The organism is Nonomuraea sp. NPDC049646, assembly GCF_044465525.1.
GTDB lineage: Bacteria > Actinomycetota > Actinomycetes > Streptosporangiales > Streptosporangiaceae > Nonomuraea.
In genome coordinates this window covers 508,988-532,844 of the sequence record NZ_JBITLU010000005.1, presented here as the reverse complement: position 1 = coordinate 532,844, position 23,857 = coordinate 508,988, and the positions used below count along the sequence as shown (strand labels likewise).

The 23,857-nt window shown below is 72.1% G+C and carries 25 protein-coding genes; 7 read left to right on the top strand and 18 right to left on the bottom strand.

Annotation, left to right across the window (positions count from 1 at the left end):
- Positions 1-205 precede the first annotated feature (205 nt).
- Both ACIBQ8_RS18110 and ACIBQ8_RS18105 read right to left on the bottom strand, forming a co-directional pair.
- The gene (locus tag ACIBQ8_RS18110; protein ID WP_397179486.1) at positions 206-406 is read right to left on the bottom strand and encodes an EF-hand domain-containing protein; all 201 of its coding nucleotides are present in this window, start codon (positions 404-406) and stop codon (positions 206-208) included.
- Positions 407-518: 112 nt separating this feature from the next.
- Positions 519-1,397, bottom strand: a complete 879-nt coding sequence (locus tag ACIBQ8_RS18105) for a LysR family transcriptional regulator (RefSeq protein ID WP_397192487.1) — start codon at positions 1,395-1,397, stop codon at positions 519-521.
- Positions 1,398-1,459: 62 nt separating this feature from the next.
- Here ACIBQ8_RS18105 and ACIBQ8_RS18100 point away from each other — a divergent pair, with 62 nt between their 5' ends.
- Complete coding sequence (locus tag ACIBQ8_RS18100) at positions 1,460-2,443, top strand: aldo/keto reductase (RefSeq protein ID WP_397179488.1); 984 nt, start codon at positions 1,460-1,462, stop codon at positions 2,441-2,443.
- On the opposite strand, the gene ACIBQ8_RS18095 is transcribed toward ACIBQ8_RS18100, so the two are convergent.
- The 3 genes from ACIBQ8_RS18095 to ACIBQ8_RS18085 form a co-directional block, all read right to left on the bottom strand.
- Complete coding sequence (locus ACIBQ8_RS18095; protein ID WP_397192486.1) at positions 2,409-3,830, bottom strand: MFS transporter; 1,422 nt, start codon at positions 3,828-3,830, stop codon at positions 2,409-2,411. The genes ACIBQ8_RS18100 and ACIBQ8_RS18095 overlap by 35 nt on opposite strands.
- A gap of 61 nt (positions 3,831-3,891) precedes the next feature.
- Positions 3,892-4,869: a sigma-70 family RNA polymerase sigma factor gene (locus tag ACIBQ8_RS18090; protein ID WP_397192485.1), complete on the bottom strand. Its 978-nt coding sequence runs from the start codon at positions 4,867-4,869 to the stop codon at positions 3,892-3,894.
- Between the two features lie 32 nt (positions 4,870-4,901).
- Entirely contained in the window at positions 4,902-5,309 is a 408-nt protein-coding gene (locus ACIBQ8_RS18085; protein WP_397179491.1) for an SgcJ/EcaC family oxidoreductase, read from the bottom strand.
- Positions 5,310-5,732: 423 nt separating this feature from the next.
- Between ACIBQ8_RS18085 and ACIBQ8_RS18080 the strand changes: the two genes are divergently transcribed.
- Positions 5,733-5,930 (top strand): hypothetical protein, encoded by a 198-nt coding sequence (locus ACIBQ8_RS18080; RefSeq protein WP_397179492.1) that lies wholly within the window; start codon positions 5,733-5,735, stop codon positions 5,928-5,930.
- A 13-nt stretch (positions 5,931-5,943) separates the two neighbouring features.
- On the opposite strand, the gene ACIBQ8_RS18075 is transcribed toward ACIBQ8_RS18080, so the two are convergent.
- A complete protein-coding gene (locus tag ACIBQ8_RS18075) occupies positions 5,944-6,405 on the bottom strand; it encodes a MarR family winged helix-turn-helix transcriptional regulator (RefSeq protein WP_397192484.1) in 462 nt (153 codons plus the stop codon).
- Between the two features lie 159 nt (positions 6,406-6,564).
- Here ACIBQ8_RS18075 and ACIBQ8_RS18070 point away from each other — a divergent pair, with 159 nt between their 5' ends.
- Positions 6,565-8,229 (top strand): alpha-amylase family protein, encoded by a 1,665-nt coding sequence (locus tag ACIBQ8_RS18070; RefSeq protein WP_397192483.1) that lies wholly within the window; start codon positions 6,565-6,567, stop codon positions 8,227-8,229.
- 8 nt (positions 8,230-8,237) lie between these two features.
- Here ACIBQ8_RS18070 and ACIBQ8_RS18065 read toward each other — a convergent pair whose 3' ends face one another.
- Entirely contained in the window at positions 8,238-8,831 is a 594-nt protein-coding gene (locus ACIBQ8_RS18065; RefSeq protein WP_397192482.1) for a TetR/AcrR family transcriptional regulator, read from the bottom strand.
- 67 nt (positions 8,832-8,898) lie between these two features.
- Here ACIBQ8_RS18065 and ACIBQ8_RS18060 point away from each other — a divergent pair, with 67 nt between their 5' ends.
- The 3 genes from ACIBQ8_RS18060 to ACIBQ8_RS18050 are packed head-to-tail and all read left to right on the top strand — an operon-like array spanning position 8,899 to position 12,181.
- Entirely contained in the window at positions 8,899-9,621 is a 723-nt protein-coding gene (locus ACIBQ8_RS18060; protein WP_397192481.1) for an SDR family NAD(P)-dependent oxidoreductase, read from the top strand.
- 9 nt (positions 9,622-9,630) lie between these two features.
- Positions 9,631-10,404 carry an alpha/beta fold hydrolase gene (locus ACIBQ8_RS18055; RefSeq protein WP_397179497.1) on the top strand — a complete coding sequence of 258 codons (774 nt, stop codon included), beginning with the start codon at positions 9,631-9,633 and terminating at the stop codon, positions 10,402-10,404.
- 25 nt (positions 10,405-10,429) lie between these two features.
- Positions 10,430-12,181, top strand: coding sequence for a bifunctional metallophosphatase/5'-nucleotidase (locus ACIBQ8_RS18050; protein WP_397179498.1), 1,752 nt, complete (start codon positions 10,430-10,432; stop codon positions 12,179-12,181).
- A 117-nt stretch (positions 12,182-12,298) separates the two neighbouring features.
- On the opposite strand, the gene ACIBQ8_RS18045 is transcribed toward ACIBQ8_RS18050, so the two are convergent.
- From ACIBQ8_RS18045 to ACIBQ8_RS18030, 4 genes are all read right to left on the bottom strand, one after another.
- Positions 12,299-13,039: a cytochrome d ubiquinol oxidase subunit II gene (locus ACIBQ8_RS18045; protein WP_397192480.1), complete on the bottom strand. Its 741-nt coding sequence runs from the start codon at positions 13,037-13,039 to the stop codon at positions 12,299-12,301.
- Positions 13,040-13,050: 11 nt separating this feature from the next.
- A complete protein-coding gene (locus ACIBQ8_RS18040) occupies positions 13,051-14,301 on the bottom strand; it encodes a cytochrome ubiquinol oxidase subunit I (RefSeq protein ID WP_397179500.1) in 1,251 nt (416 codons plus the stop codon).
- A gap of 97 nt (positions 14,302-14,398) precedes the next feature.
- Positions 14,399-15,067 carry a response regulator gene (locus tag ACIBQ8_RS18035; protein ID WP_397179501.1) on the bottom strand — a complete coding sequence of 223 codons (669 nt, stop codon included), beginning with the start codon at positions 15,065-15,067 and terminating at the stop codon, positions 14,399-14,401.
- Positions 15,064-16,185: a sensor histidine kinase gene (locus ACIBQ8_RS18030; RefSeq protein WP_397192479.1), complete on the bottom strand. Its 1,122-nt coding sequence runs from the start codon at positions 16,183-16,185 to the stop codon at positions 15,064-15,066. Before ACIBQ8_RS18030 ends, ACIBQ8_RS18035 begins: the two co-directional genes overlap by 4 nt.
- Positions 16,186-16,232: 47 nt before the next feature.
- On the opposite strand from ACIBQ8_RS18030, the gene ACIBQ8_RS18025 reads away from it, so the two are divergent.
- A complete protein-coding gene (locus ACIBQ8_RS18025; RefSeq protein ID WP_397179503.1) occupies positions 16,233-16,448 on the top strand; it encodes a hypothetical protein in 216 nt (71 codons plus the stop codon).
- 3 nt (positions 16,449-16,451) lie between these two features.
- Here ACIBQ8_RS18025 and ACIBQ8_RS18020 read toward each other — a convergent pair whose 3' ends face one another.
- The 7 genes from ACIBQ8_RS18020 to ACIBQ8_RS17990 form a co-directional block, all read right to left on the bottom strand.
- Positions 16,452-17,468, bottom strand: coding sequence for a fatty acid desaturase family protein (locus tag ACIBQ8_RS18020; protein WP_397179504.1), 1,017 nt, complete (start codon positions 17,466-17,468; stop codon positions 16,452-16,454).
- A 172-nt stretch (positions 17,469-17,640) separates the two neighbouring features.
- On the bottom strand, positions 17,641-20,577 hold the full coding sequence (locus ACIBQ8_RS18015; protein WP_397192478.1) for an AfsR/SARP family transcriptional regulator: 2,937 nt from the start codon (positions 20,575-20,577) through the stop codon (positions 17,641-17,643).
- A 199-nt stretch (positions 20,578-20,776) separates the two neighbouring features.
- On the bottom strand, positions 20,777-20,989 hold the full coding sequence (locus tag ACIBQ8_RS18010) for a hypothetical protein (RefSeq protein ID WP_352323140.1): 213 nt from the start codon (positions 20,987-20,989) through the stop codon (positions 20,777-20,779).
- Positions 20,990-21,071: 82 nt separating this feature from the next.
- A complete protein-coding gene (locus ACIBQ8_RS18005) occupies positions 21,072-21,389 on the bottom strand; it encodes a DUF3140 domain-containing protein (protein WP_352323139.1) in 318 nt (105 codons plus the stop codon).
- A gap of 29 nt (positions 21,390-21,418) precedes the next feature.
- Positions 21,419-22,075, bottom strand: a complete 657-nt coding sequence (locus tag ACIBQ8_RS18000; RefSeq protein WP_397179506.1) for a response regulator — start codon at positions 22,073-22,075, stop codon at positions 21,419-21,421.
- Positions 22,072-23,241: a sensor histidine kinase gene (locus ACIBQ8_RS17995; RefSeq protein ID WP_397192477.1), complete on the bottom strand. Its 1,170-nt coding sequence runs from the start codon at positions 23,239-23,241 to the stop codon at positions 22,072-22,074. Before ACIBQ8_RS17995 ends, ACIBQ8_RS18000 begins: the two co-directional genes overlap by 4 nt.
- 16 nt (positions 23,242-23,257) lie before the next feature.
- The gene (locus ACIBQ8_RS17990; RefSeq protein WP_397192476.1) at positions 23,258-23,845 is read right to left on the bottom strand and encodes a hypothetical protein; all 588 of its coding nucleotides are present in this window, start codon (positions 23,843-23,845) and stop codon (positions 23,258-23,260) included.
- Between the last annotated feature and the right edge of the window lie 12 nt (positions 23,846-23,857).

Below are 23,857 nucleotides of genomic sequence, written 5' to 3'. Positions count from 1 at the left end.
CGCCGCCGGCAGACGCGGGCGCCGAGCCGCATGGCTGTCTGCGGCGGCTCCAGGTTGCGGCCCTCGGCCGCCTCGCCCTTGCCGATCATGCGGAACGGCTCGGGGTCGAAGGGGGCGGCCGGATATCACTCTTGATGGCCGTCGTCCCTCCTGTCGCCATTGTGGATCAGGCGACAAGAGTTGGCCTAGCAAGAGCTTGTTCCTGTCATTTCTGCAGGAATGCGCCGAACTCGTCCACGTCAATCAGGCCGTCGCCGTCCTTGTCCAGTTTCCGCACGCCTGCCTGGGCCGCGTCCAGGGTGATGGGCTGGCCGAGGATCTCCATCAGGCGGACGAGTTCGACGGCGGAGATGCGGCCGTCCTTGTCGACGTCGATGAGGTCGAAGGTGATGGCGTGGTCGTTCATAGGGGGTGCCTTCCTGTGTTACCGGTGCGTCGGGTTCAGACCTTAGTGGCGACTTCCCGAAACGCACCGATGAATTCGGGCGGCTCGCCGGAAATGCGAGCCTTTCCTGGAGTCAGACCGTGGCGGCGGCTTGTTTCAGGGCCTCGACGAAGGCGGTGACGTGGGGACGGGCGTCCTCGCGGCGCCAGGCGATGGCGAGCCGGCCCGGCTGGAGACCCGTCACCGGGCGGTAGACCATGCCGGGACGCTTGTAGAGCGCCGCGTTCCCCTCGGCCACGAGGACGACGCCCAGCCCGCTGATCACGGCCTCGAACACCTCCTCGGGCGTGTTCGCCGTGACGCCGACGACCGGGTCGTCGTCCCGGGCGTCGCGGGCGAGCCAGAAGTCGCGCAGCGGGCCGGCCGCGGCGGGCAGCGCGATGAACGGCTCGTCCCGCAGCTCGGCGAACGGGACCTCGGCCATCCCGGCCAGCCGGTGACCGGCCGGCATCGCCACCCCCCGCTCCTCGGTGACCAGCACGTACGTCGCCAGCCCCGGCGGCACCGGCAGCCAGATGAACGCCACGTCGGAGGAGCCGTCGGCGAGGCCGCCGCTCGGGTCGTCCCAGCCGACGAGCCGGAGCGACACCTCCCACCCGGGCCGGGCCTGCCGGAACAGGCGCAGCGCCTCCTGCTGCAACCCGCGGCCGACGGCCGTCTGCATGCCGATGACCAGCGTCCCGGCGGGGGCGGCGGCGCGGGCCGTCTCCACGCCGGCGGCCCAGCGTGCGAGCAGGTCGCGGGCCACCGGCAGCAGCGCCGCGCCCTGCCGGGTCAGCGTCACGCCGCCGTGCACGCGTTCCACCAGCGCGAACCCGAGCTGCCGCTCCAGCACCCTGAGCTGCTTGGACAGGGCCGGCTGCGAGACGAAGAGCCGCTCGGCGGCGCGCGTCACGTTCAGCTCCTCGGCCACCGCGACGAAGTAGCGGAACTCCCGCAGGTGCACGTCCATAACCGATGGTTATAGCAAAGGGTCTTGGACGCCGGGCGAGCCCCGGCGGCACGATCATCGTCATGAAGACACGCGAACTCGGAACACTGCAGGTCCCCGCGCTCGGCTTCGGCGCGATGGTGCTCTCGCCCGGTGTGTACGGCGACGTCGACGACACCCGTGCCGAGAAGGCGTTGCAGGCCGCCCTCGACGGCGGCGCCACCCACATCGACACCAGCGACGCCTACGGGGTGGACGGCCACAACGAGCGACTGGTCGGCCGCGCGCTCAAGGGACGCCCCCGCGACGAGGTCGTGGTGGCCACCAAGTTCGGCCTGGCGATCCCCGAAGGCGAGCCCAGCCGCCCGTACCCGGTCGGGTACGCGTTCAACGAGCTGCGCGTGAACGCCGACCCGCGCCTGGTCCGCCGCTACGCCGAACGCAGTCTGCGCAACCTCGGCACCGACGTGATCGACCTGTACTACCTGCACTACCCGGACCCCGGCGTCCCGGTGGAGGAGACGGTGGGCGCGATGGCGGACCTGGTGCGCGACGGCCTGATCAGGCACATCGGCCTGTCCAACGTGACGGCGGCCCAGCTCAGGGCCGCGCACGCGGTCCATCCGGTGACGGCCGTGCAGAACGAGTGGTCGATGTGGCGGCCGGTGGAGCCGGACCTGCTGGCCGCGGCCCGCGAGCTCGGCGTCGGCCTGGTGGCCTGGAGCCCGCTGGGCAACGGCTTCCTGACCGGCACGGTCCAGCGGCTGGAGGAAGGCGACTTCCGCCACAACGCGCCCCGGTTCTCGGCGGAGAACCTGGCCGGCAACAACGACAGGTACGCCCCCATCCGCGCCCTGGCCGCCAGCCTCGGCATCACCCCGGCCCAGCTCGCCCTGTCCTGGCTGCTGCACCAGGACGAGCACGTGGTGGCGATCCCGGGCAGCCGGACCCCCGCCCACATCGAGGAGAACCTGGCCGCCGCCGACCTCACCCTGCACCCGGACACCCTGCACAGGATCGACGAGGCGCTGGTCAGGTTCGACGTGTCGGGCGGCACCCTCCTGTGACCGCCGGGCCGTCGCCCCGCCAGGTCGCCCGGACGGCGCACAGGGTCGCGCCCCCGAGCAGGACGGCGACCGCGGCGGCGACCCGCAGGAGCCCGTCGGCCGAGGACGGCGCGGCGAAGTAGACGCTGCCGAGCCCGGCGACGGCGGTCACCCCGGCCAGCACCGGCCCGGTGGCGTTCAGCGCCGAGATCGCCGACGCCAGCCGCGGCTCGACCAGCGTGGTGACGCGCGCGATCAGCGGGCTGTACCCGGCGGCGTGCCCGGCCCCGGCCAGGAGCAGCAGCGGCACGGCCACGACCGGCCGCCACTCGTCCCGGCACAGCAGGGCCAGCAGGCCCGCCCCGGCCGCGAAGGCGACCGGGCCAGCGACCGGCAGAGCCCGCTGGAGTCCCCGCGGGTACCGGGTCCAGCTCAGGCTGAGCGCGCCGAACCCCAGCGCGTACGGGACGAAGGCCAGCCCCGCCCACAGCGGCGAGAACCCCAGCGCGGTCTGGAGGTGCAGCGTGAGGGTGAGCAGGAAGACGGTGTAGCAGCCCATGACGATCCAGCACGCCGCCAGCCCCGGCCGCACCCCGCGCGGCCGTACCGACGCCAGGTCCAGCAGGGGGTGCCGGGCCCTGGTCTCGTGCCGGACGAACACCACCGACAGCGCCGCGCCGCAGGCCAGCGAGATCCACGTCCAGAGCGGCCGGCCGAGGTCGCGGCCGAAGATCAGCGGGACGGTGATCGCGGCCATGGCCGCGGTCAGGATCGCCACGCCGCCCGGGTCGAGGCGCGCCCGGGAGTCCACGGGCGAGGGCGGCAGCAGGCGCGGCCCCACGGCCAGCGAGATCACGCCGATCGGGATGTTGAGCAGGAACACCGGCCGCCAGGACAGGCCCAGGAGGTCGGCGCTGACGACCAGCCCGCCGACGACCTGCCCCAGCGCGACGCCCAGGGCGAGCACCATGCTGTACAGGCCGATCGCCCGGCGGCGGGCGTCGCCCTGCCAGTGCGTCTGGATGAGCGCGAAGATCTGCGGCGTGAGCAGCGCCGCCCCGACGGCCTGCGCGACCCGCGCGAGCACCAGGACGCCCACGTCGGGGGCCAGCCCGCACAGCAGCGAGGCGCCGGTGAACCAGCCCAGCCCGACCAGGAACGCGCGCCGCTGCCCGACGAGGTCGCCGATCCGCGCGCAGGTGACCAGGAGCACGCCGACGGTCAGGAGGTAGCCCGACACGACGAGCTGGATCGCCGTGCCGCCGGCGTGCAGGTCCTGGCGGATGGTCTGCGCGGCGACCGACACGATCGAGCCGTCCATGGAGGCCATGACCTGACCGGTGAGCAGCACGGCGAGCATCGGGCCACGGCGCACGCCGGTCACCGGGGGAGAAACGGGAGGAATCACCCGCCCAGCATCGGCCGTCCGCATCCGTCCGGTCTTGAAGATCCTTGCGGGGGCGCCGGGGTCATCGGGGCGCGTCGAACCCGGCCGCCAGGCCGAAGGCCGCGAAGATCTCGGTCCCCTGGAACACCGAGTTCCGGCTGATGCCCCCGGCGGTGACGGTGAAGATCTGGAGCGTGTGGGGCTCGTAACGGTCGCCGGCGCGCCGGAAGGCGGCGAACCCGGGCTGGCCGTTGGCCGTGACCGCCGCCAGCCGCCAGTCGGTGCCGGCCGCCTCGAAGACCCAGTCCATGAACAGGCCGTAGTTGCCGCGCCCGGCGAACCAGTTGAGCATCGGCGGCATCTCCATGACGACGTCCTCGGTGAGCAGCCGTTTGAGCTCCTCGACGTCGGCACGCTCGAAGGCCCGCATGTAGCGGTCGACCCGGGCGCGCTGCTCGGCCAGCGGCGGCTCGCCGAGGGGTTCCCGCCGGACGCCGGCCTCCTTCACCCGGGCGCGCGCCCGCTGCAGGGAGCTGTTCACCGACACGACGGTGGTGCCGAGGATCTCCGCCGACTCCGACGCGGAGAAGCTCAGCACGTCCCGCAGGATCAGCGCGCCGCGCTGGCGCGCCGACAGGTGTTGCAGGGCGGCGGCGAACGCCAGGCGCAGGCCGCTGCGCTCGACCACGGCGCCGGCCGGGTCGCCGCCGTCCAGCATCGAGTCCGGCAGGGGCTGGAGCCAGGCCAGGTTCTCCCCCTGGACGAGCGGCGCCAGCGGGTCGGACGCGGCCACCAGCCCCGACGGCAGCGGCCGGCGCCCCCGGACCTCCAAGGCCGTCAGGCAGGCGTTGGTCGCGATCCGGTAGAGCCAGGTGCGCAGGGAGCTGCGCGTCCCGTCGTACTGCTCCCGGGCCCGCCATGCCCGCAGGTACGTGTCCTGGACCAGGTCCTCGGCGTCGTGGGGCGAGCCGAGCATCCGGTAGCAGTACGCCATCAGCTCCTTGCGGAACGGCTCGATCCGGCGATCGAAGCCCTCCTCCACCGGCGTCACCGTGTCCACGCCCCTGCCCTGCCTTCCGCCTTACGGGTACGTCAGCCTGCCACGACGGCCGGGCTGTTGTGGTAGGCCGCGAGCAGCCAGGCGCCGTCCCGCTTCTCCAGCACCCAGGTCGCGTACACCATACGCTCGGCGGGGACCTCGGTCTCGCCGGGGAAGAGGACGCCGGTCTCGCTCACCGCGATCGCGGCGCTCTCGCCCAGGAAACGGATGTTCTCCAGCTTGTCGACGGTCGTGCTGCCCTTGAGGTAGGACGCGAAGCCCTCGGCCATCTTCCCGCGGACCTCCTCCCTCGACCGGCGCACGCTGCCGGGCAGGATCGAGGTGGCGTCCTCGGTGTAGTCGGTGACGAAGGCGTCGGCGTCGCCGTCGGCCCATGCCTGGTAGAGGCGCTCAAGGACGCTCTTGATGGCGGCCACGTCGTGCGCTCGGGTCTCGGTCATGGCTGTCTCTCCTCATCGCTGGTGACAGGTTCACGGATACGTACCGGCGGGGCCGCCGGAACTCATCGCGCCGGGGCGGAGAACTTTCGGGCCGTTGCGGTTCGGGTTACGCGAGCACGCGGACGTCGCGCTCGTCGAGCCCGAGGACGCCTTCGTCCAGAACGCCGCGTCCATGCGGGCCCTCGCCCGGCCGGAATGGGCCGGGAGGATGTTCTTCCCCTATGACAGGTTGATGCGGCGTGGCCGGATCGTCCGGGAGCGGGCCGTTCGCGGTCGGGTCCACGGCGGGGGAGCTGTCGGCCGACATCTGGTTCCGCGCGTACGGCGTGCGCGTGCAGACCGGCTACCTCGGCGGTGACCTCGGTGACGCGCGCACGCCCCGCGGCCACGTACGGGTGACCGAACGGCGAGGCGCCCTCGTCGGTGTACCGGCCGTCGCCGCTGCCGTTCGTGCTGCTGCCGCTGGGGGCCGAAGGAGGCGTCGGCCAGCTGCCCTCGCCCGAGGGGCCGATCGTGCTGCCGGCCGAGTCGGTGGCCGACTACAAGGGCAGGGACCTGTTCACCGGACGCTTCGCGGAGCTGTTCGGGGTCGCCGCCGAGCCGGCGCCGGCCGGGGTGTGACGCCGGGTCGCGGTCAGGGAGTGTCGGCGCGCTCGATGAAGACGGTCGGGGCGTTGTTGTCCCGCACCAGGCGGGAGAGCAGGTCGGCGAGCGTGGCGCGCTCGGCCTCGTCGAGCCCCGACGGAAGCTCGTCGATGCGCCGGCACGCCTCGGTGTAGAACTCGTCGGCGAGCTTGGCGCCCTCCTCGGTCAGGGTGACCTGGACGGCGCGCCGGTCGGCCGGGTCGGGCTCGCGGCGCACCATGCCGCGCTGCGCGGTGCGATCGACCAGCTCGGTGAGGCTCGACTTGGCCAGGCGCAACATCGCGCCGAGCTCGCTCATCCCGTACGGCTGGGCCATCAGCACGCACAGGAGCTGGCCCTGCTGGGAGGTCAGCCCGTACGCGCGGGCGGACTCGGCGTAGACGGCGTTGACCAGGAAGGTCGAGCGCACCAGGGCGGAGACGACTCCTAGCTGCTCCTCGGGCTTGGCCATGAGATCAGGTTACCATCAGTTCGGCTACCGAACTATTGACCGCGCACGGACACCGCTCGGGGTTCGGCGATGCCCTGGTGGCCCCAGGTCACGGGATTAGAACCGGACGCAAACCACCAAAAGGACATTTCTTCTGGCCGGGTGGGTAGCAGGGCCGCCATGCGACTGACGTACACCTCCGACGTCTGGTGGAAAAATGCCGTCGTGTACTGCCTGGACGTGGAGACGTTCAAGGACGGTAACGGCGACGGCGTGGGCGACTTCCGCGGCTTGACCCAGCAGATCGACTACCTCGCGGGTCTCGGCGTGACCTGCCTCTGGCTGATGCCGTTCTTCCCCACCCCCAACCGGGACGACGGTTACGACATCACCGACTTCTACAGCATCGATCCCCGCCTGGGGACCCTGGGCGACTTCGTGGAGTTCATGCGGACCGCCAACGACCGGGGCCTGCGGGTGATCGCGGACCTGGTCGTCAACCACACCTCTGACCAGCACCCCTGGTTCAAGGAGTCGCGCAAGAGCAAGGACTCGCCGATGCGCGACTGGTACGTCTGGTCCGACACCCCCGAGCCCGACGACCCGAAACAGGTGGTCTTCCCCGACAAGGAGGACTCCATCTGGCAGTACGACAAGGGCAGCGGCCAGTACTACCTGCACAGCTTCTACCGTCACCAGCCGGACCTGAACGTCGGCAACCCCGAGGTCAGGGACGAGATCACCCGCATCCTCGGCTTCTGGATGGAGCTCGGCCTGTCGGGCTTCCGGGTGGACGCGGTGCCGTTCCTCATCGAGAACGTCAACCCCAAGCTGGCCAACCCGCACGAGTTCCTGGCCGACCTGCGGGCCTTCATGACCAGGCGCAAGGGCGGCTCGATCCTGCTGGGCGAGGTCAACCTGCCCTACAAGGAATTACTGCGGTACTTCGGTGAAGGGCTCGGTGACCAGATCACCATGTGCTTCGACTTCATCGGCATGCAGAACAGCTGGCTCTCCTTCGCCCGCAACAACGCCCGCCCCCTGATGAACGCCCTGCAGGAACGCCCCCGGGCCCCCAAGGACTGCCAATGGGCGATGTTCCTCCGCAACCACGACGAACTGACCCTCGACAAGCTCACCGACGAGGAACGTCAGGAGATCTTCGAGGCGTTCGGCCCCCGTAAGGACATGCAGATCTTCGGCCGCGGGCTGCGGCGGCGGCTGCCCACGATGTTCGGCGGCGACCTGCGGCGCATCAAGATGGCCTACAGCCTGCTGTTCTCCCTTCCCGGCACCCCCGTGATCTTCTACGGCGAGGAGATCGGCATGGGGGAGAACCTGGACGAAGAGGGCCGGATGGCCGTCCGCATCCCCATGCAGTGGTCCGAGGACGGCGGCTTCAGCCAGACGGAGGAGACGGTCCGCGAGATCCCCGAGGGCGCCTTCGCGCCCGACCGGGTCAACGTGGCCGACCAGAAACGCGACACCGACTCGCTGCTGCGCTGGTTCCAGCTCCTCATCGAGCGGTACCGCGAGTGCCCTGAGCTGGCGTGGGGGCAGTACACGGTGCTGGACGCCGGCGACGACGCGATCTTCTCCCACCGCTGCGACGCCGACGGCGCGACGGTCGTGGTCGCCCACAACCTGTGCGACACGGCCAAGGACGTCGAGCTGCGGCTGGACGGCCTGGAGAACTGCGACCTCACGGACCTGCTGGTGGACGGCACGATCAAGGTGTCGGCCGACGGCACGGCCAAGCTCGCGCTGGGACCGCACGGCTGCCGCTGGCTGCGCGCCTCGCCCCCCGAGCTGCCCCCGGAGGACGCGGGCGTCATGTCGCAGTAGTTCGGACGTCAGGACGGTGGAGGCGGGTAGGCCGTCATGGCGAGTTCGGCGACGCTCAGCAGGCCGGCGTAGGAGGCGCCGTCGCGGGACTGCGTGGACATGCCCTGGATCACCGACGCGAAGAAGGTGGCCAGGGCTTCCGTGTCGGTGCCGGGGGCCAGGCGGCCGGCCGCGACGTCGTCGTCCACCCGCTTCCTGATCGCCGCCTTCGCCGCCTGCCTGAACCCCCGCAGCAACTCCTCCACGTCGGCGGACTCCGGCCCGCAGTTGACCGCGGCGGTGATGATCAGGCAGCCGGGCGGGTGGTCGGCGTTCGTGTACTCGGCGGCCGACTCGCGCAGCACGCGTTCGACGGCCTGGCGGCCGGTGGGCTCCTCGGCGAGCGCCCGGGTGGTGAACGCGCCGTGGGTGAGCTGGTAGCGGCGCACCGCCTCCTCGAACAGCCGCCGCTTGTCGCCGAAGGCCGCGTACAGGCTGGGCGGTCTGATGCCCATGGCGGCGGTCAGCGCGGCGATCGAGGTCGCCTCGTAGCCGTGCTCCCAGAACGCGCGCAGCGCGCTCTCCAGCGCCGCGTCCCTGTCGAATGCCCGTTGCCTCGCCATGCCCTCATTCTATAGCGATCGCTATGTTATGGTTTCTGTATCGATCGCTAAAGAAAGGATTCGAGCGATGAGGACTGCCCTGGTGACGGGCGCCGGAAGGGGCATCGGCCGGGCCGTCGCGCTGCGCCTGGCCAAGGACGGGTTCCGCGTGATCGTGAACTACGCCCGGGACGCCGCCGCGGCCGAGGAGGTCGTCCGGCTGATCGGGGCGGACGCCGTGGCCGTGCGGGCCGACCTGGGCGTGCCGGAGGAGGCCGAGCGGCTCGCCCGCCGGGTCGCCGAGGAGACCGACGTGCTGGACGTGCTGGTCAACAACGCCGGCATCGGCCTGTCCAAGCCCCTCGCGCAGGAGACGGAGGAGGGCTACGACCGGCTGTTCGCGGTCAACGTCAAGGGCCTGTTCTTCCTCACCCGGCAGGTGCTGCCGTTGATCCCCGACGGCGGCCGCATCGTGAACATCACCTCCGGGGTGACCCGCATCGCCTACCCCGAGGGCATCGCGTACGCGATGACCAAGGGCGCGGTGCAGGTGTTCACGCTGGCTCTGGCCAAGGAGCTGGGGCCGCGCGGCATCACGGTCAACAACGTCGCGCCCGGCATCGTCGACACCGACGTCAACGCGGGCTGGCTGGGCGACCCCGGGGCCCGCGCGTACGCCGCGAGCAGGCACGCGCTCAACCGCATCGGCGAGCCCGGCGAGATCGCGGACGTGGTCGCGTTCGCCGCCTCGCCCGCGGCGAGCTTCGTCACCGGCACCACCCTCGACGCCACCGGCGGCGGAAACCTCTAGGAGACACCCATGCCCACGGTCATCCACGACGGCGGACCCGTGCACTTCAACCGGGCGGGCAGCGGCCCCGGCCTGGTCATGGTGCACGGCACCGGCGGCGACGCCGCCACCAACTACGGCCACCTCGTCCAGAACTTCACCGACATCCGCACGGTGATCACCCCCGACTACGCGGGCAGCGGCCAGACCGCCGACCCCGGCGGCGACCTCACCCTCGACCTGCTGATCGAGCAGGTCGCGGCGACCTTCCCGGACGGCGGCCCGTCCGACCTGGTCGGCTTCTCGCTGGGCGCGGTGGTGGCGGCGGGGGTCGCCGCCCGGCATCCCGAGCTGGTCAGGCGGCTGGTGCTGATCGCGGGCTGGACGCACGCCGGCGACCCCCGGCTCCGGCTCGGCCTGCGCACCTGGGCCCGGCTGGCGGCCACCGACCCCGAGAGCTTCGCGGCGTACGGCCCGCTGGTCGGCTTCAGCCCGGCCTTCGTGAGCGGCCTGGGCGAGGACGGCCTGAAGGCCATGACGGCCGGCGACCCGCCCCCCGGCACGGTACGCCAGATCGAGCTGGACCTCAGGACCGACATCAGGGACCTGCTCCCGAGCATCACCGCGCCCACGCTGGTCGTCGGCTGCACGCAGGACCACCTCGTCCCGGTCGGGCACGCCCGCGCCCTGCACGCCGCGCTGCCCGGCAGCCGTTACGCCGAGCTGGACAGCGGGCATGTGGTGCTACACGAACGTCCCGAAGAGGTGACAGCCTTGATCCGCGATTTCGTAACCAACGAGTAATTTGTCCTGGTTACCCTCCAGGCACATGCAGACCAAGAAGCTCGCCGCCACAGGGGCCGCCGCGCTGACCGCGCTGGCCCTGGTGGCGCTCCCCGCCCACGCGAGCGGGGACAAGAGCGTCACCGTCACCGTGATGGGGACGTCGGACATCCACAGCAACGCCCTCAACTGGGACTACTTCAAGGACGCCGCCTACGCCGACAAGCAGGGCAACACCATCGGCCTGGCCCAGGTGTCGTCGCTGGTCAACAAGGTCAGGGCCGAGCGCGGGGCGGACCACACGCTGCTGTTCGACTCGGGTGACACGATCCAGGGCACGCCCCTGGCCTACTACTACGCCAAGGTCGAGCCGATCACCGAGACCGGGCAGACCCACCCGATGGCCAAGGCCATGAACGCCATCGGCTACGACGCCGTCACCCTCGGGAACCACGAGTTCAACTACGGTCTGCCGCTGCTGGCCACCTGGATCAGGCAGATGCGGGCGCCGGTGCTGGGCGCCAACGCCGTGCACGCCGGGAGCGGGCTGCCGGCGTACCGGCCGTTCGTGATCAAGACCATGAAGGTCAAGGGCGACAAGCCGATCAAGGTCGGCGTGCTCGGCCTGACCAACCCCGGGGTGGCCATCTGGGACAAGGCGAACGTCGAGGGCAAGCTGCGCTTCACCGACCTGGTCGAGTCGGCCAGGAAGTGGGTGCCGGTCATCCGCGGCCTCGGCGCGGACGTGGTCGTGGTGACCGCGCACGCCGGCGACAGCGGCATGTCCTCCTACGGCACCGACCTGCCCGTGGAGAACGCCTCGGCGATGGTCGCCGAGCAGGTGCCGGGCATCGACGCGGTGCTGTTCGGGCACGCCCACAACGAGGTCGCCCAGCGCTTCGTGACCAACAGGACCACCGGGCAGCAGGTGCTGCTCACCGAGCCGGGCAAGTGGGGCCAGCGCCTGTCGCGGCTCGACTTCACCCTCACCAAGCAGCGCGGGAAGTGGGTCGTGACCGGCAAGAGCTCGGCCACGCTCAACACCAACACGGTGACGGAGGACCCGAAGATCGTCTCGCTGCTCAAGCCGCAGCACGACACCACGGTCGGCTACGTCAACAAGGTCGTCGCCAAGTCGGCCGAGGAGCTGTCGGCGGCCGAGTCGCCGTACAAGGACACGCCGATCCTGGACTACATCCAGCAGGTGCAGACCGAGACCGTGAAGGCCGCCCTGCCGGGCAACACGCTGCCGGTGCTGTCGATCGCCGCGCCGTTCAGCCGCACCGCCGTCTTCCCCGCCGGTGACGTGCGGGTCAGGGACGTGGCCGGGCTCTACGTCTACGACAACACGCTGCTGGCGATCAAGCTGACCGGCGCCCAGATCAAGGACTACCTGGAGTACTCGGCCCGGTACTTCAACCAGCTCAACCCGGGCGACCCGGTGGACGTCGCCAAGCTGACCAACGCCGGCAACACCCCGGACTACAACTACGACCAGCTCTCGGGCGTCTCCTACGACATCGACGTGGCCAAGCCCGCCGGGCAGCGCATCGCCAACCTCACCTTCGAGGGCGCGCCGATCCCGGCTGGCAAGGAGTTCGTGGTCGCGATCAACAACTACCGCCAGTCGGGCGGCGGCGGCTTCCCGCACGTCACCACCGCTCCCGTGCTGTACAACGCGCAGGTGGAGATCCGCCAGGCGCTGATCGAGTACGCCACCGCCAAGGGCACGATCAACCCCGCCGACTTCGCCTCCGCCAACTGGCGGCTGACCCGAGACGGCGCCCCGCTGTTCTGACCCCGACGCCAGGCGGGTGCCCGCCCCGGCCACCCGCCTGGCCCCAGGCCGGACGGGCCCGCGCTGCTCACAGGTACGAGGGCCCGCCTGGCCCCAGGCCGGACGGACCCGCGCTGCTCACAGGTACGAGGGCCCGCTCACCCGGTGCCGGAACGTCCACCACACCCATCCCTGCGAGGCGACCAGCAGCGGGATCAGGGCGAGGATCACCGGCGTCAGCAGCGCCCCCGACGACCCCGCCACCAGCGGCAGCCGCAGCCCGGCCAGCACCCCGACCACCAGCAGCGCCCCGGCCGTCAGCGCGTACGTGCGGCCCTCGCCCGCCTCGCCGGACAACACCCCGGCCCGCTCCCGCAGCGATCCGCGCAGCCGCAGCGCCGCGAACGCCAGCCCGTGCACCGCGAACAGCGCCGCCACCACCAGCGCGGCCAGCAGCACGAGCGGCCCCTGGATGCCGAGCAGCACCTCGGCGAGCAGCAGCCCCCAGCTCAGCGCCAGCCCCCAGCTCCCGGCCACGATCCCGCCGTCCCAGAACGCCTGCCAGCGCGCCCCGGGCACCCGCCCCCGCAGCCACAGGCCCATGTCCCTGACCACCCACGTGACGAGCAGCGCGACGATCACCGCGTAGTTGTCGCTCAGCAGGTGGCCCTCCAGGTCGGGGAAGAGCCCCGCGAGCACCCCGGCCGAGGCCACCAGCCACACTTCGTTGCCGAGGAAGAACGGCGCGATCGCGGCGATCACCTCGCGCCGCTCGCCCGCCGACCGCCCGAGGTACGGCAGCGCCATGCCGACCCCGATGTCGGCCCCGCCCAGCACGAGGTAGCCGAGGGCGAAGAAGGCCAGGACGAAGATCTCCATGATCGGCTCCCTCAGAACGCCGGGACGGGGACGGGGGTCTCGGCCGGAAGGGCGCCGAGCGCGACCGCGCCGGGCCCGCGCCGGGCCGTCCGGGCCAGCAGCCAGTAGTTGACCGCGATCAGCACCGTGAACACCGACACGAACGCCGTCAGCGACAGCCGCATCTGGCCCGCCGTCACCGGCGACATGGCCTCGGACGTCCGCAGCAGCCCGTAGACCACCCACGGCTGGCGGCCCATCTCGCGGAAGGTCCACCCGGCGAGCATGGTGACGAACGGCACGGGGATCATCAGCGTCAGCAGCAGGTGCCAGGCCCGGAAGCCGCGCACGACCGGCCGGAAGAACGTCAGCGGCAGGCTCAGCCCCGCCACGACGGTCATCACCACCCAGAGGATCATCATCGTGATGCCGGCTCCCTGCACCCAGCCGGTCGCAGGCAGGTAGTCGCCCGGCCCGAACCTGGCCGCCATGTCCGCCTGCACGGCGGCCAGCCGCTCGGCCTTCCCCGTCCAGGCCGCCGCCTTGGACGGCTGGAGGGTCTGGAACCCGAGCCCGCCGAACGTCACCGTGAAGAACGAGGCCGGCAGCGCGACGCCGACGCCGATCCGCAGCGACTTCCTGAACAGGTCGTGCTCGGCGGTGCGTCTGCGCAGGTGGTAGGCGCTCACCCCGGCCATGAAGAACCCGCCGACGATCATCGCGCCGCCCATGACGTGCCCGAACGCGATCTGCGCGGCCGGATTGGCGATCATCGCCCCGAAGTCGGTGAGCCGCAGCCGGCCGCCCTCGACGGCATGGCCCACCGGGTTCTGCAGGAAGCCGTTGGAGATCATGATCCAGAACGCCGACGCGTACGCGGTGAGCGTGACGACCCAGATCAGCGCCAGGTGCGCCCAGCGGTTCAGCCGGTGCCAGCCGAAGATCCACAGGCCCAGGAACGTGGCCTCGACGAAGAAGGCCACCAGCGTCTCGATCGCCAGCGAGGCGCCGAAGACGTTGCCCGCGTAGTCGGTCAGCCCGCTCCACGACAGGCCGAGCTGGAACTCCATGACCAGCCCGGTGACGATGCCCATGGCGTAGTTGATGATGTAGAGCTGCCCCCAGAACCTCGTCATCCGCAGGTGGACGGGGTCGCCGCTGAACGTGGCCCGGGTCTGGACGACGGCCACCAGCGTCGCCAGGCCGAGCGTCAGCGCGACGAAGAGGAAGTGCGCGCCCGCGGTGAACGCGAACTGCAGCCGGGCGAGGTCGACGGTGTCCATGCCGAGAGCCTGGCGGCACGGCATGATCCACCGCGTCATGCCCGGGTCTGCAATCGGGCGTACAACCACGGGCCGAAGATCACCGCAGACGTACGACTCAGGTTGTAAGCCAGCCCGGCGTGATCATCCCGGCCTCGTAGGCGACCACCACGAGCTGGGCCCTGTCGCGCACGCCGAGCTTGGTCATGATGCGGCTGACGTGCGTCTTCGCCGTGGCGGGGCTGAGCACCAGCCGGGCGGCGATCTCGTCGTTGGACAGCCCGGCCGCCACCAGCCCCATCACCTCGCGCTCGCGCTCGGTGAGCGCGTTGAGCGCGGGACCCGGCTCCGGCCGCTTGACCCGGCCGGCGAACTCGGCGATCAGCCGCCGCGTCACCGACGGCGAGATCAGCGCGTCGCCCCTGGCCACGACCCGGACCGCGTGGATCAGCTCGGCCGGCTCGGTGTCCTTGACCAGGAACCCGCCCGCCCCCGCGCGCAGCGCGCCGTAGACGTAGTCGTCCAGGTCGAAGGTGGTCAGGATGATGACCTTGACGCCATCGAGCCGCGGGTCGCCCGCGATGCGCCGGGTGGCCTCCAGGCCGTCGAGCTCGGGCATGCGGATGTCCATGAGCACGACGTCGGGCCGGTGCTCGTGGGCGCCCGCCACGGCCGCCGCGCCGGTGCCGGCCTCGCCGACGACCTCGATGTCGTCCTCGTCGGAGAGAATCGACCGGAACCCGGCGCGGACCAGGGTCTGGTCGTCGGCGAGCAGTACGCGGATCATCGGACTCCGTTCAGTGGCAGGCGGGCGACGACGCGGAAGCCGCCCTCGGGGCGCGGGCCGGCCTCCAGGTCGCCGCCGAGCGCGGCGGCGCGCTCGCGCATGCCCTGCAGGCCGAAGCCGCTGCCTTCGGTGTACGTGGCGCCCGGGCCGTCGTCCTCGACCCGGATCAGGAGGTTCCCGGACGCGTTGCTGACGGAGAGGGTGGCCTTCGTCGTGCCGGAATGGCGGGCGACGTTGGTCAGCGACTCCTTGATGATGCGGGCGGCGGCCAGGTCGACCTCGGTCGGCACGGCGTCCAGCGGCCCGGACGGCTCGACGGCCACCTCCAGCCCCGACGCCGCGACCAGGTCCGGCAGCCGCGCCAGGCTGTCAGCGGGCCTGGTCGGCGCGTCCTCGTCCACCTGGCGCAGCACCCCCAGCGTGGTGCGCAGCTCGCGCAGCGTGTCCTTGCTGGTCTCCTTGATGGTCCGCAGCGCGGCCTCGGCCTTCTCGGGACGCCTGGCCAGCCCGTGCAGCGCGGCCGACGCCTGCACGTTGATCATGGAGATGTTGTGCCCGAGCACGTCGTGCAGCTCCCTGGCGATGCGCAGGCGTTCCTCGCTCGCGCGCCGCCTGGCCTCCTCCTCCTTGGAGTGCTCGGCGTCCAGCGCGCGCCGCTGCGCCTCCTGAAGGTACGCCCGGCGGTTCCTGGTGACCCCGCCGAACGCGATCGCGGCCACCACCCAGCCGGTGATCGCGCCGAACGTGCCGTTGTCCACGTGCCTGGACCCGTGGGCCTCGCCGAACCCCATCGCCAGCAGCACGGCGGCCCCAGTGGCGATCGCGGCGGCCAGCCGTCCCTGGTCGGCGGCGGTGTAGAGGGCCACGAACAGCAGCACGACCAGCGGCCCGTCGAACCGGGCGAGCGGATAGTAGGCGGACACCGCCACGACGATCACGATCAGCGACGTGACGGGAAGGCGCCGCCGCAGCAGCAGCGCGCCGCACGACACGATCGGCAGCACCACGTCCAGCACGCCGGAGGACTGCTCGCTCCTGAGCCCGGCGACCAGAGTGCCGGCGAGCGTGACGGCGACCACCGCGAGGGACACCGCGGTGCTCGCCGACAATCTACGCATGTGCTCCATTTTGTATGGTCTTGCGAGTGCCGGGGTAGTTGACCGAGATGAGTACCAAGGATGAGCTCCGGCAGGTCGAAGAGGACCTGGCCCGGCTGAAGGCGGAGAACCAGGACCTGCGCGACCAGGTGGGCACCATGGGCGCGACCGACCAGATCGAGACCTCGGCCATGATCGCCCAGGCCGACGAGCAGTCCGAGCTGATCGCCGACCTCGAACGACGCCGTGCCGACCTGGAGAGGCGGGCGCAGGAGGAGGGCTGAGGCTCAGCGGCGCAGCGGAGCGCCCACCTCGTGCAGGTGGCGCAGGGCCTGGCCGTAGGAGGCGAGAAGCCCGGTCTGCAGGTAGCTGACGCCGACCTCGGCGCAGTAGCTCTCGACGATGGGCTGCGCCTTGCGCAGGTTGGGCGCGGGCATGTTCGGGAACAGGTGGTGCTCGATCTGGTAGTTGAGCTGGCCGAGCGCCACGTCGGTGAACAGGCCGCCCCTGACGTTGCGGGAGGTCAGCACCTGCTTGCGGAGGAAGTCCAGCTTGTCGTTCTTGGTCAGGACGGGCATGCCCTTGTGGTTGGGCGCGAACGTGGAGCCCAGGTAGAGGCCGAACAGCCCCTGATGCACGATCAGGAACACCAGCGCCTTGCCGAACGGCAGCACGGCGAAGACCGCGCCGAAGTAGAGCACGACGTGGGCGGTCAGCAGCGCCAGCTCCGCCCACGGCCGCTTGGCCGACGGCGCGAGCAGCGCCTTGAAACTGGCGATGTGCAGGTGCCAGGCCTCAAGGGTGAGCAGCGGGAAGAACAGGAACGCCTGGTACTTCGCGACGGCACGCGGCAGGCCCGCGCTGCGCGCCACCTGGTCGTCCGACCAGACGATGACCGCGGGTGAGACGTCGGGGTCGTGGTCCTCGTGGTTGGGGTTGGAGTGGTGGCGGTTGTGCTTGCTGGTCCACCATCCCCAGCCCAGGCCGATGCCGAGGTTCCCCAGCAGGAGACCCGTCACGTCGCTCGGCCGCCGCTTCCTGAACACCTGGCGGTGGCCGAGGTCGTGGGAGACGAAGCCGATCTGCGCGAAGACCACGGCCAGCGCGACCGCGACGAGCAGTTGCCACCACGAGTCGCCCACCCAGGCGAACAACGCCCAGCAGCCGAGGTACGCGGCGACCACGATGGTCAGCCGCACCGCGTAATAGACCGGACGCCGGTCGAGGAGACCGGCGTCAGAGATTCGGCGGGCTAGCCGGGCGAAGTCACTGCCCCGGGTGTCGACCACACTTGGACTGGCCACAGATCTCCTCACATTGCGGTGGAAAGTTGCCACAACCCTCGCGTATCCGCCGCGAAACCGGAAGGTTTTCCATGGTCGTCCCGGGAGCGGCGGAGAAGGGGTTCGTCGTCGGTTTCCGTGGCCTCTTCCCCGACCATATGGCCCGGCGGCGGATGCCGCGTACGCGACGGGCTCAGCCGAGCAGCGACAATGCGTGCCGCTCCGGGTTCGGCAGGGCCGCGCCGCTGGTCAGAGCCTCGTGGAAGGCGTCGGTGCCGAGGGCGGAGCGGCACCGTCCGTCCAGGGCGACCAGGGCGGGGTCGGCTGAGCCGGCGACGCCGCGCAGCGCGCGGGCCGCGCCCAGCAGCTCGGCCGCCGGCCGGGGCGGCAGGTGCTCGGCCGCGCCCTCCAGCACGGTCGCGCGGGCCGTCCGGTCGCCGCAGGTCTCCATCAGCTCCAGCGCCGTGCGCAGCGGCGGGCCGGGCTCCGCCACGCGGGCCAGCTCGACCTGCATGAACGCCCTGAACTGCGCGGGCCCCTCCCCGTTGTCGAGCGTCAGCGCGCGGTCGAGCAGCCGGGCCGCCTCCGGCCGGTCGCCGCTGCGCCGGGCCAGCTCGGCGCGGGCGTGCAGGACCCTGGCCTGGGTCACCGCGTCCTCGGCCCGCAGCGCCGACCGCCACGCCTGCGCCAGCGTGGCGGCGGCCCCCTCGTGGTCGCCCGCCCGCGCCTTGAGCTGCCCGAGCCGGAGCAGGAACGTCATCGGGCCGAACGGCGCGTCCAGCCCCGACAGCTCCGCGGCCAGCCGTCCCGGCTCCTCGGCGCGGGCGAGCGCGGCGGCGAAGTCGCCCCGGTTCTCGGCGACCAGCGACAACCAGTAGAGGCAGGCCCACTGGCCCCAGCGGTCGCCGGTGCGGCGGAAGCCGTCGAGGGCCGGGCCGAGCAGGTCCTGCGCGCCCGCGACCGTGCCGTACTCGAACCGGACGATGCCGCCGACCAGCAGCGCGGCCGAGCGCGTCCACAGGTCGGGGGAGTCGCGCAGGCGCTCGACGACGTCCTCGGTGAGCTCGACGACGTCGGCGGGCGGGCGCTGCGCGCCGCTCATGGCCCAGAAGTTCAGCGCGGCGGGATGGTCGGAGCCGAGCACCGCCGGGGTCGGCTCGCCGCCCGTGAGCACCCGGCACAGCCCGTGCGCCAGCTCGCGTCCCGGCGGCGGCACGTCCCCGACCCGGCGCAGCACGGCCGCCGCCCGCTCGCTCATCTCGCGCCGCCGTCCGCGCATGATCCAGGGCCAGAACCGGGGCAGGATCAGCCTGAGCGGGTCGTCGGAGTGGCGCAGGGCGGCGTCGAGGTTGTCCTGCTCGGCGTCCAGCACCGCCAGCCAGGCGAGCTGCTCGCCGGTACGCAGGAGCGGGTCGGCGGTCTCGGCCAGCCGGGTGTAGTAGCGGGCGTGGGCCTGCCGGAGGGCGGGCAGGTCGGCGGCGGCGTACTGCCTGATGGTGGCCAGCATCGAGTAGCGGTCGCCGGAGACCGAGACGAGCGACTTGTCCACGAGCGAGGCGAGATCGTCCGGGTCGCCGCCGCACACCTCCGCGACGGCCTCGTACGTCGCGCCGCCGGAGAAGACGGTCAGCCCGCGCAGCAGCTCCCGCTCCGGCGCCGACAGCAGGTTCCAGCTCCAGTCGATGACGTCGCGCAACGTACGATGACGCGGCTCGGACGTACGTCCCCCGCGAAAGGCCAGCCGGTCGCCGAGCTGCCGGACCAGCACGGACACCGGCATCGTGCGCAGCCGGGCGGCGGCCAGCTCGATCGCCAGCGGGATGCCGTCGAGCTCCCGGCAGATGCGCCCGGCCTCGGCCGCGCTCACCGCCAGGCCGGGCCTGGCCGCCGCGGCCCGCGCCAGGAACAGCTCCGCGGCCTCGGGCAGCGGCAGGACGGGATGCAGCACCTCGCCGGGGATGTCGAGCGGCTCCCTGCTGGTGGCCAGGAGGCGCAGCCCGGCGACCTCCGACAGCAGCCACCGCGCGACCGTGGCGGCCTCCTCCACGACGTGCTCGCAGTTGTCCAGCACGATGAGCGGCGACGTGCCGCGCAGCGCCCGGACCACGTCGGTCGTCCGCAGGACGCTCTCGACCGCGGCCCGCACCCCGGTGGCGGAGGCCAGCTCGACCAGCCACACGCCGTCGGGCACGTCGAGGCCGCCGGCCGCCTCCAGCGCCAGGCGGGTCTTGCCCACGCCGCCGGGGCCGACCAGCGTGACCAGCCGCTCGTCCGGGCCGCCCAGCAGGGCGTGCAGCCGGGCGACGTCGCCGGCCCGGCCGACGAAACCGGTGAGCCGGGCGGGCAGGTTGCCCCTCGGCGCGGGAGCCGGGTCGCGCAACGCCGCCATGTGGGCCGCGCGCAGCTCGGGGCCGGGATCGACGCCCAGCTCGTCGGCGAGGTCGGCCCTGATCCGCTCGAAGACCTCCAGCGCCTCGCCGCGCCGTCCGCGCGCCACCAGCGCGCGCATGAGCAGGGCGTGGAACGGCTCCCGCAGCCGGTGCGCCGCGACCAGCTCCTCCAGCTCGGCCACGACCCCCGGCCCGCCCCCACGTCCGCCCCGCGCCTGCTCGGACGCCGGCTCGGGCGCGAGGACGGAGTCGGGCGCGGAGTCGGGCGCGGAGGCGGGGGCGGGCGCCGGCTCGGACGCCAGGTCGGCGGTGATCGCGGCGGCCAGGGCCGTGAGGCGCAGTTCCTCCAGCCGGGCCGCGGGCGCGGCGGCGAACGCCAGCCCGGCCGCGTCCGCCAGCGCGGGCCCGCGCCACAACGCCAGCGCGCCGCGCGGGTCACCGGCCCGCACCAGCAGCTCGAACGCCGACGCGTCCACCTCGCCGGGCGGCACGTCCAGCAGGTAGCCGGCCGGGTGCGAGGAGATCAGCCCGGGCGCCTGCCTGCGGGCCCGCGAGACCAGCGACTGGAGCGCCGCGGCCGGGTGGGCGGGCGGCTCGCCGGGCCACAGGTCGTCGATCAGCCGCTCGGCGGTCACCACCCGGCCCGGGTCGAGCGCCAGACGGACGAGCAGGGCGCGCACCCGGGCGCCGCCGATCTCGGCCCCAGCCACCTGGAGCGGCCCGAGGACCCCGATCCGCATGCCCCCACCGTACGGGCAGACGGCCGGTGCCGAGCGCCCGACGGCCCGCCCGCCGTCACCCGGTCCAAGCAGATCACCCGGCTTCGCCCGGTCCGAGCGGATCGCCCGCCCTCACCCGGTCCGAGCGGATCGCCAGGCTTCACCCGGTCCGAGCGGATCGCCAGGCTTCACCCGGTCCGAGCGGTCCCGAACGGTGAGGTCAGCTCTCCGAGAGGCGGTCGAACAGGGTGAGCGCCGCCTGGCGCACCTCCTCCGGGGTCAACCCGTCGAGGGCCTGCCGCGCGTCGGCGATGTCACGCGTCGTGGCCAGCGTGATGGCCACGGACGAGGCGGCGGCGCGGTCGATCGATCCCGTCGGGGCGGCGTCGGCCAGCTGCTGGGCGCTCGCGGCGAGGTCGAGGTTGTCTCTCAACGGATCTCCTCGGACGAAGTCGGCTTCGCACATTTCATCACTTTGCGTCGCCCCACATCCACCATTTGTTGAATTCGGGACGTTATGCCCTGAGAGGGTCGTGCCCGACGGACATGAGCTCGCGCCGCGAGTCGTCGTCCGTCCGGTCGCCCATGGTCTCGACCAGCTCGACGACCTGACGCATCACGTCCAGGTCGGCCTTGGTCAGGTCGCCCTTCCGCTTGCTCAGGACGTGCAGCACGCCCCTGCCCAGCTCGTCGATGCCCATGTCGGGATCGGGAGGGAAGCCCTCCTCGTCCGAGGCGTCGGCGAGCAGGTAGCCGCGCAGCTCCTCCGAGTTCATGTTGACCGCCCGGTGGAACTCGTTCCAGAGCGTGTCCGTGTCGAAACCCTCAGTCATATGGGCCGCCTACCCGCCCGGACCTCGCGTTACGCCCCGGGAACGGTCAGCCCCGACTCGTAGGCCGCGATCACCGCCTGCACGCGGTCCCGCAGGCCCAGTTTGCTCAGCACGTTGCTGACGTGCGTCTTCACGGTGTGCTCGCTGACCACCATGGCCTGGGCGATCTCCGCGTTGGACAGGCCGCGCGCGATGAGCTGCAACGTCTCGCGCTCCCTGGCGGTCAGCGACTCCAGCGTGTGCGCGGGGGCGGCGGTCGTCGCGGGGCGTGAGGTGAACTCGGCGATCAGCCTCCTGGTCACCGTGGGCGCGAGCAGCGACTCGCCCGCGGCCACGACGCGCACCGCGGTCACCAGGTCGTCCCGCCGCACGTCCTTCAGCAGGAACCCGCTCGCGCCCGCGCGCAGCGCGTCGAACACGTAGTCGTCCAGGTCGAACGTGGTCAGCATCAGCACCCGGCAGGCGGTCTCGGCGCACACGATCCTGGCCGCCTCGATGCCGTCCATCCTGGGCATGCGGATGTCGAGCAGCAGCACGTCCGGCTCGTGGGCCCGTACGGCGGCCACGGCCTCGACCCCGTCGCCCGCCTCGGCCACCACCGAGATGTCGGGCTGGGCGTCGAGGATCATCGCGAACCCGCCTCTGACCAGCTCCTGGTCGTCGGCCACCACGACGCGCACGCTCATCGTCCGGCCTCCAGCGGCAGCCGCGCCGACACGGCGAAGCCGGGCCCGTCCGCGCGCGGGCCGACGGTCGCGCTGCCGCCGCAGGCCGCGGCCCGTTCGCGCATGCCGATCAGGCCGTTGCCGCCCGAGGGCAGCGCGGGGCCGCCGCCGCGCCCGTTGTCCGTGACGTCGATCATCAGGTGGTCGTCCTCCCAGGTGAGCCGGATCTCGGCGCGGTCGGCGCCGGAGTGCTTGACGATGTTGGTGAGCGCTTCCTGCGTGATCCGGTAGGCGGCCAGCGCGCTGTCGGGGCCGATCGGGCCGGGCTCGCCGGACTCGGCGAAGCTCACGTCCAGGCCGGTGCCCGCCACCTGGCGGGCCAGCGCGGGCAGGTCCGCGAGGGTCGGCTGCGGCGCCCGCGGCGCCTGCGGCTCGTCCTCCTTCAGTACGCCGAGCATGCGGCGCAGCTGCACCATCGCGTCCCGGCCCGCGGCGGCGATGGCGTCGAAGGCGGCCTCGGCCCTGGCCGGGTTGCTGCGCACCACGACGGGCCCCGCCTCGGCCTGGACCACCATGAGGCTGACCGCGTGGGCCAGGATGTCGTGCATGTCGCGGGCGATCCTGGCCCGCTCGCGTTCGGCCGCGCGCTCGGCTTCCAACTGACGCTCCCTTTCGAGCCGGGCCGCGCGCTCGGCCAGCTCGGCGGCGTGGGCGCGGGACGTGGCCGCCGCGCGGCCGATGGCGTAGGCGGCGGTGAACAGGGCGACCCCGCGCATCGCGGTCTCCCACGAGCCGACGGAGGTCAGGCCGCCGACGAGCGTCACGACGAGCATGACGACCCTGGGCAGGCGGGGCGAGTACGCGGCGACCGTGTAGAAGACGACGAGCGCGCCGTACCAGATGGGCTGGCGGGCGACGTTGTCGGCGAAGTCGTAGAGCGCGCCCACGGCCAGGCTGACGATCAGCATGGTCACCGGCCACCGGCGCCGCCAGACGACGGGCAGCGAGGCGCCGATCGCGATCACGTACCCCCACCAGTCCCATCGGCCGCCGTACGGGTCATGGCTGGAGATCAGCGGCCAGGTCTGGACGAGGGCGATCAACAGGGCGAGCGCCCCGTCCACCCAGAGGTGGGGGAGCGCTCGGAGCCGGCGACGAAAGACGTCGACAAGCGTCAGATCGGACACGGGGTCCCATTGTTCCTCACGCATGGACGAGCGCATGCCGGGCGCCGGCCTGGTCCTGGCGGCGGGCCAGCGGCCAGAACGACACCAGCATGCACACGGCGCCGAGCGGGATCAGGTCCTTCTCCAGGATCGGGAGGGCGAAGTCGAGCAGGACGAGGACGGGGGTCCAGAGCTTGACCTGCCGCCGCGCGGCGAGCTGGACGACCAGGGCCAGCTGGGCGAGGTAGAACAGGACCGGACCGGCGGCGTAGACCGCGAGCGACACCCCCGGCACCGCCTGGACCTGGTCGAACAGCGGGGACATCGCGTCGTGGTCGGCGGCCATGAACCCGACGACGATGTCGATCAGGAACTGCGCGGCCGCGCACGCGATGCCCACCAGGCCGACCACGAGGCTGGTGGTGGCGATGCGGTTGCGACCCAGCATCCGCCACATTTCCCGAAATATCACGACGAACAGGGCGAGAGCGGCAAGAAAGGCGAGATGGCCGGCCGTCCAGGCCAACCCCGGCCCTCGGCTCCCGTCCAGGCCGTCGACGATCCGGATCACGCCGTACGACAGGACGAGCAGCGGGGCGGCCACGAAGGCGGCGCGGGTGTTCATCAGGGGTTCTCC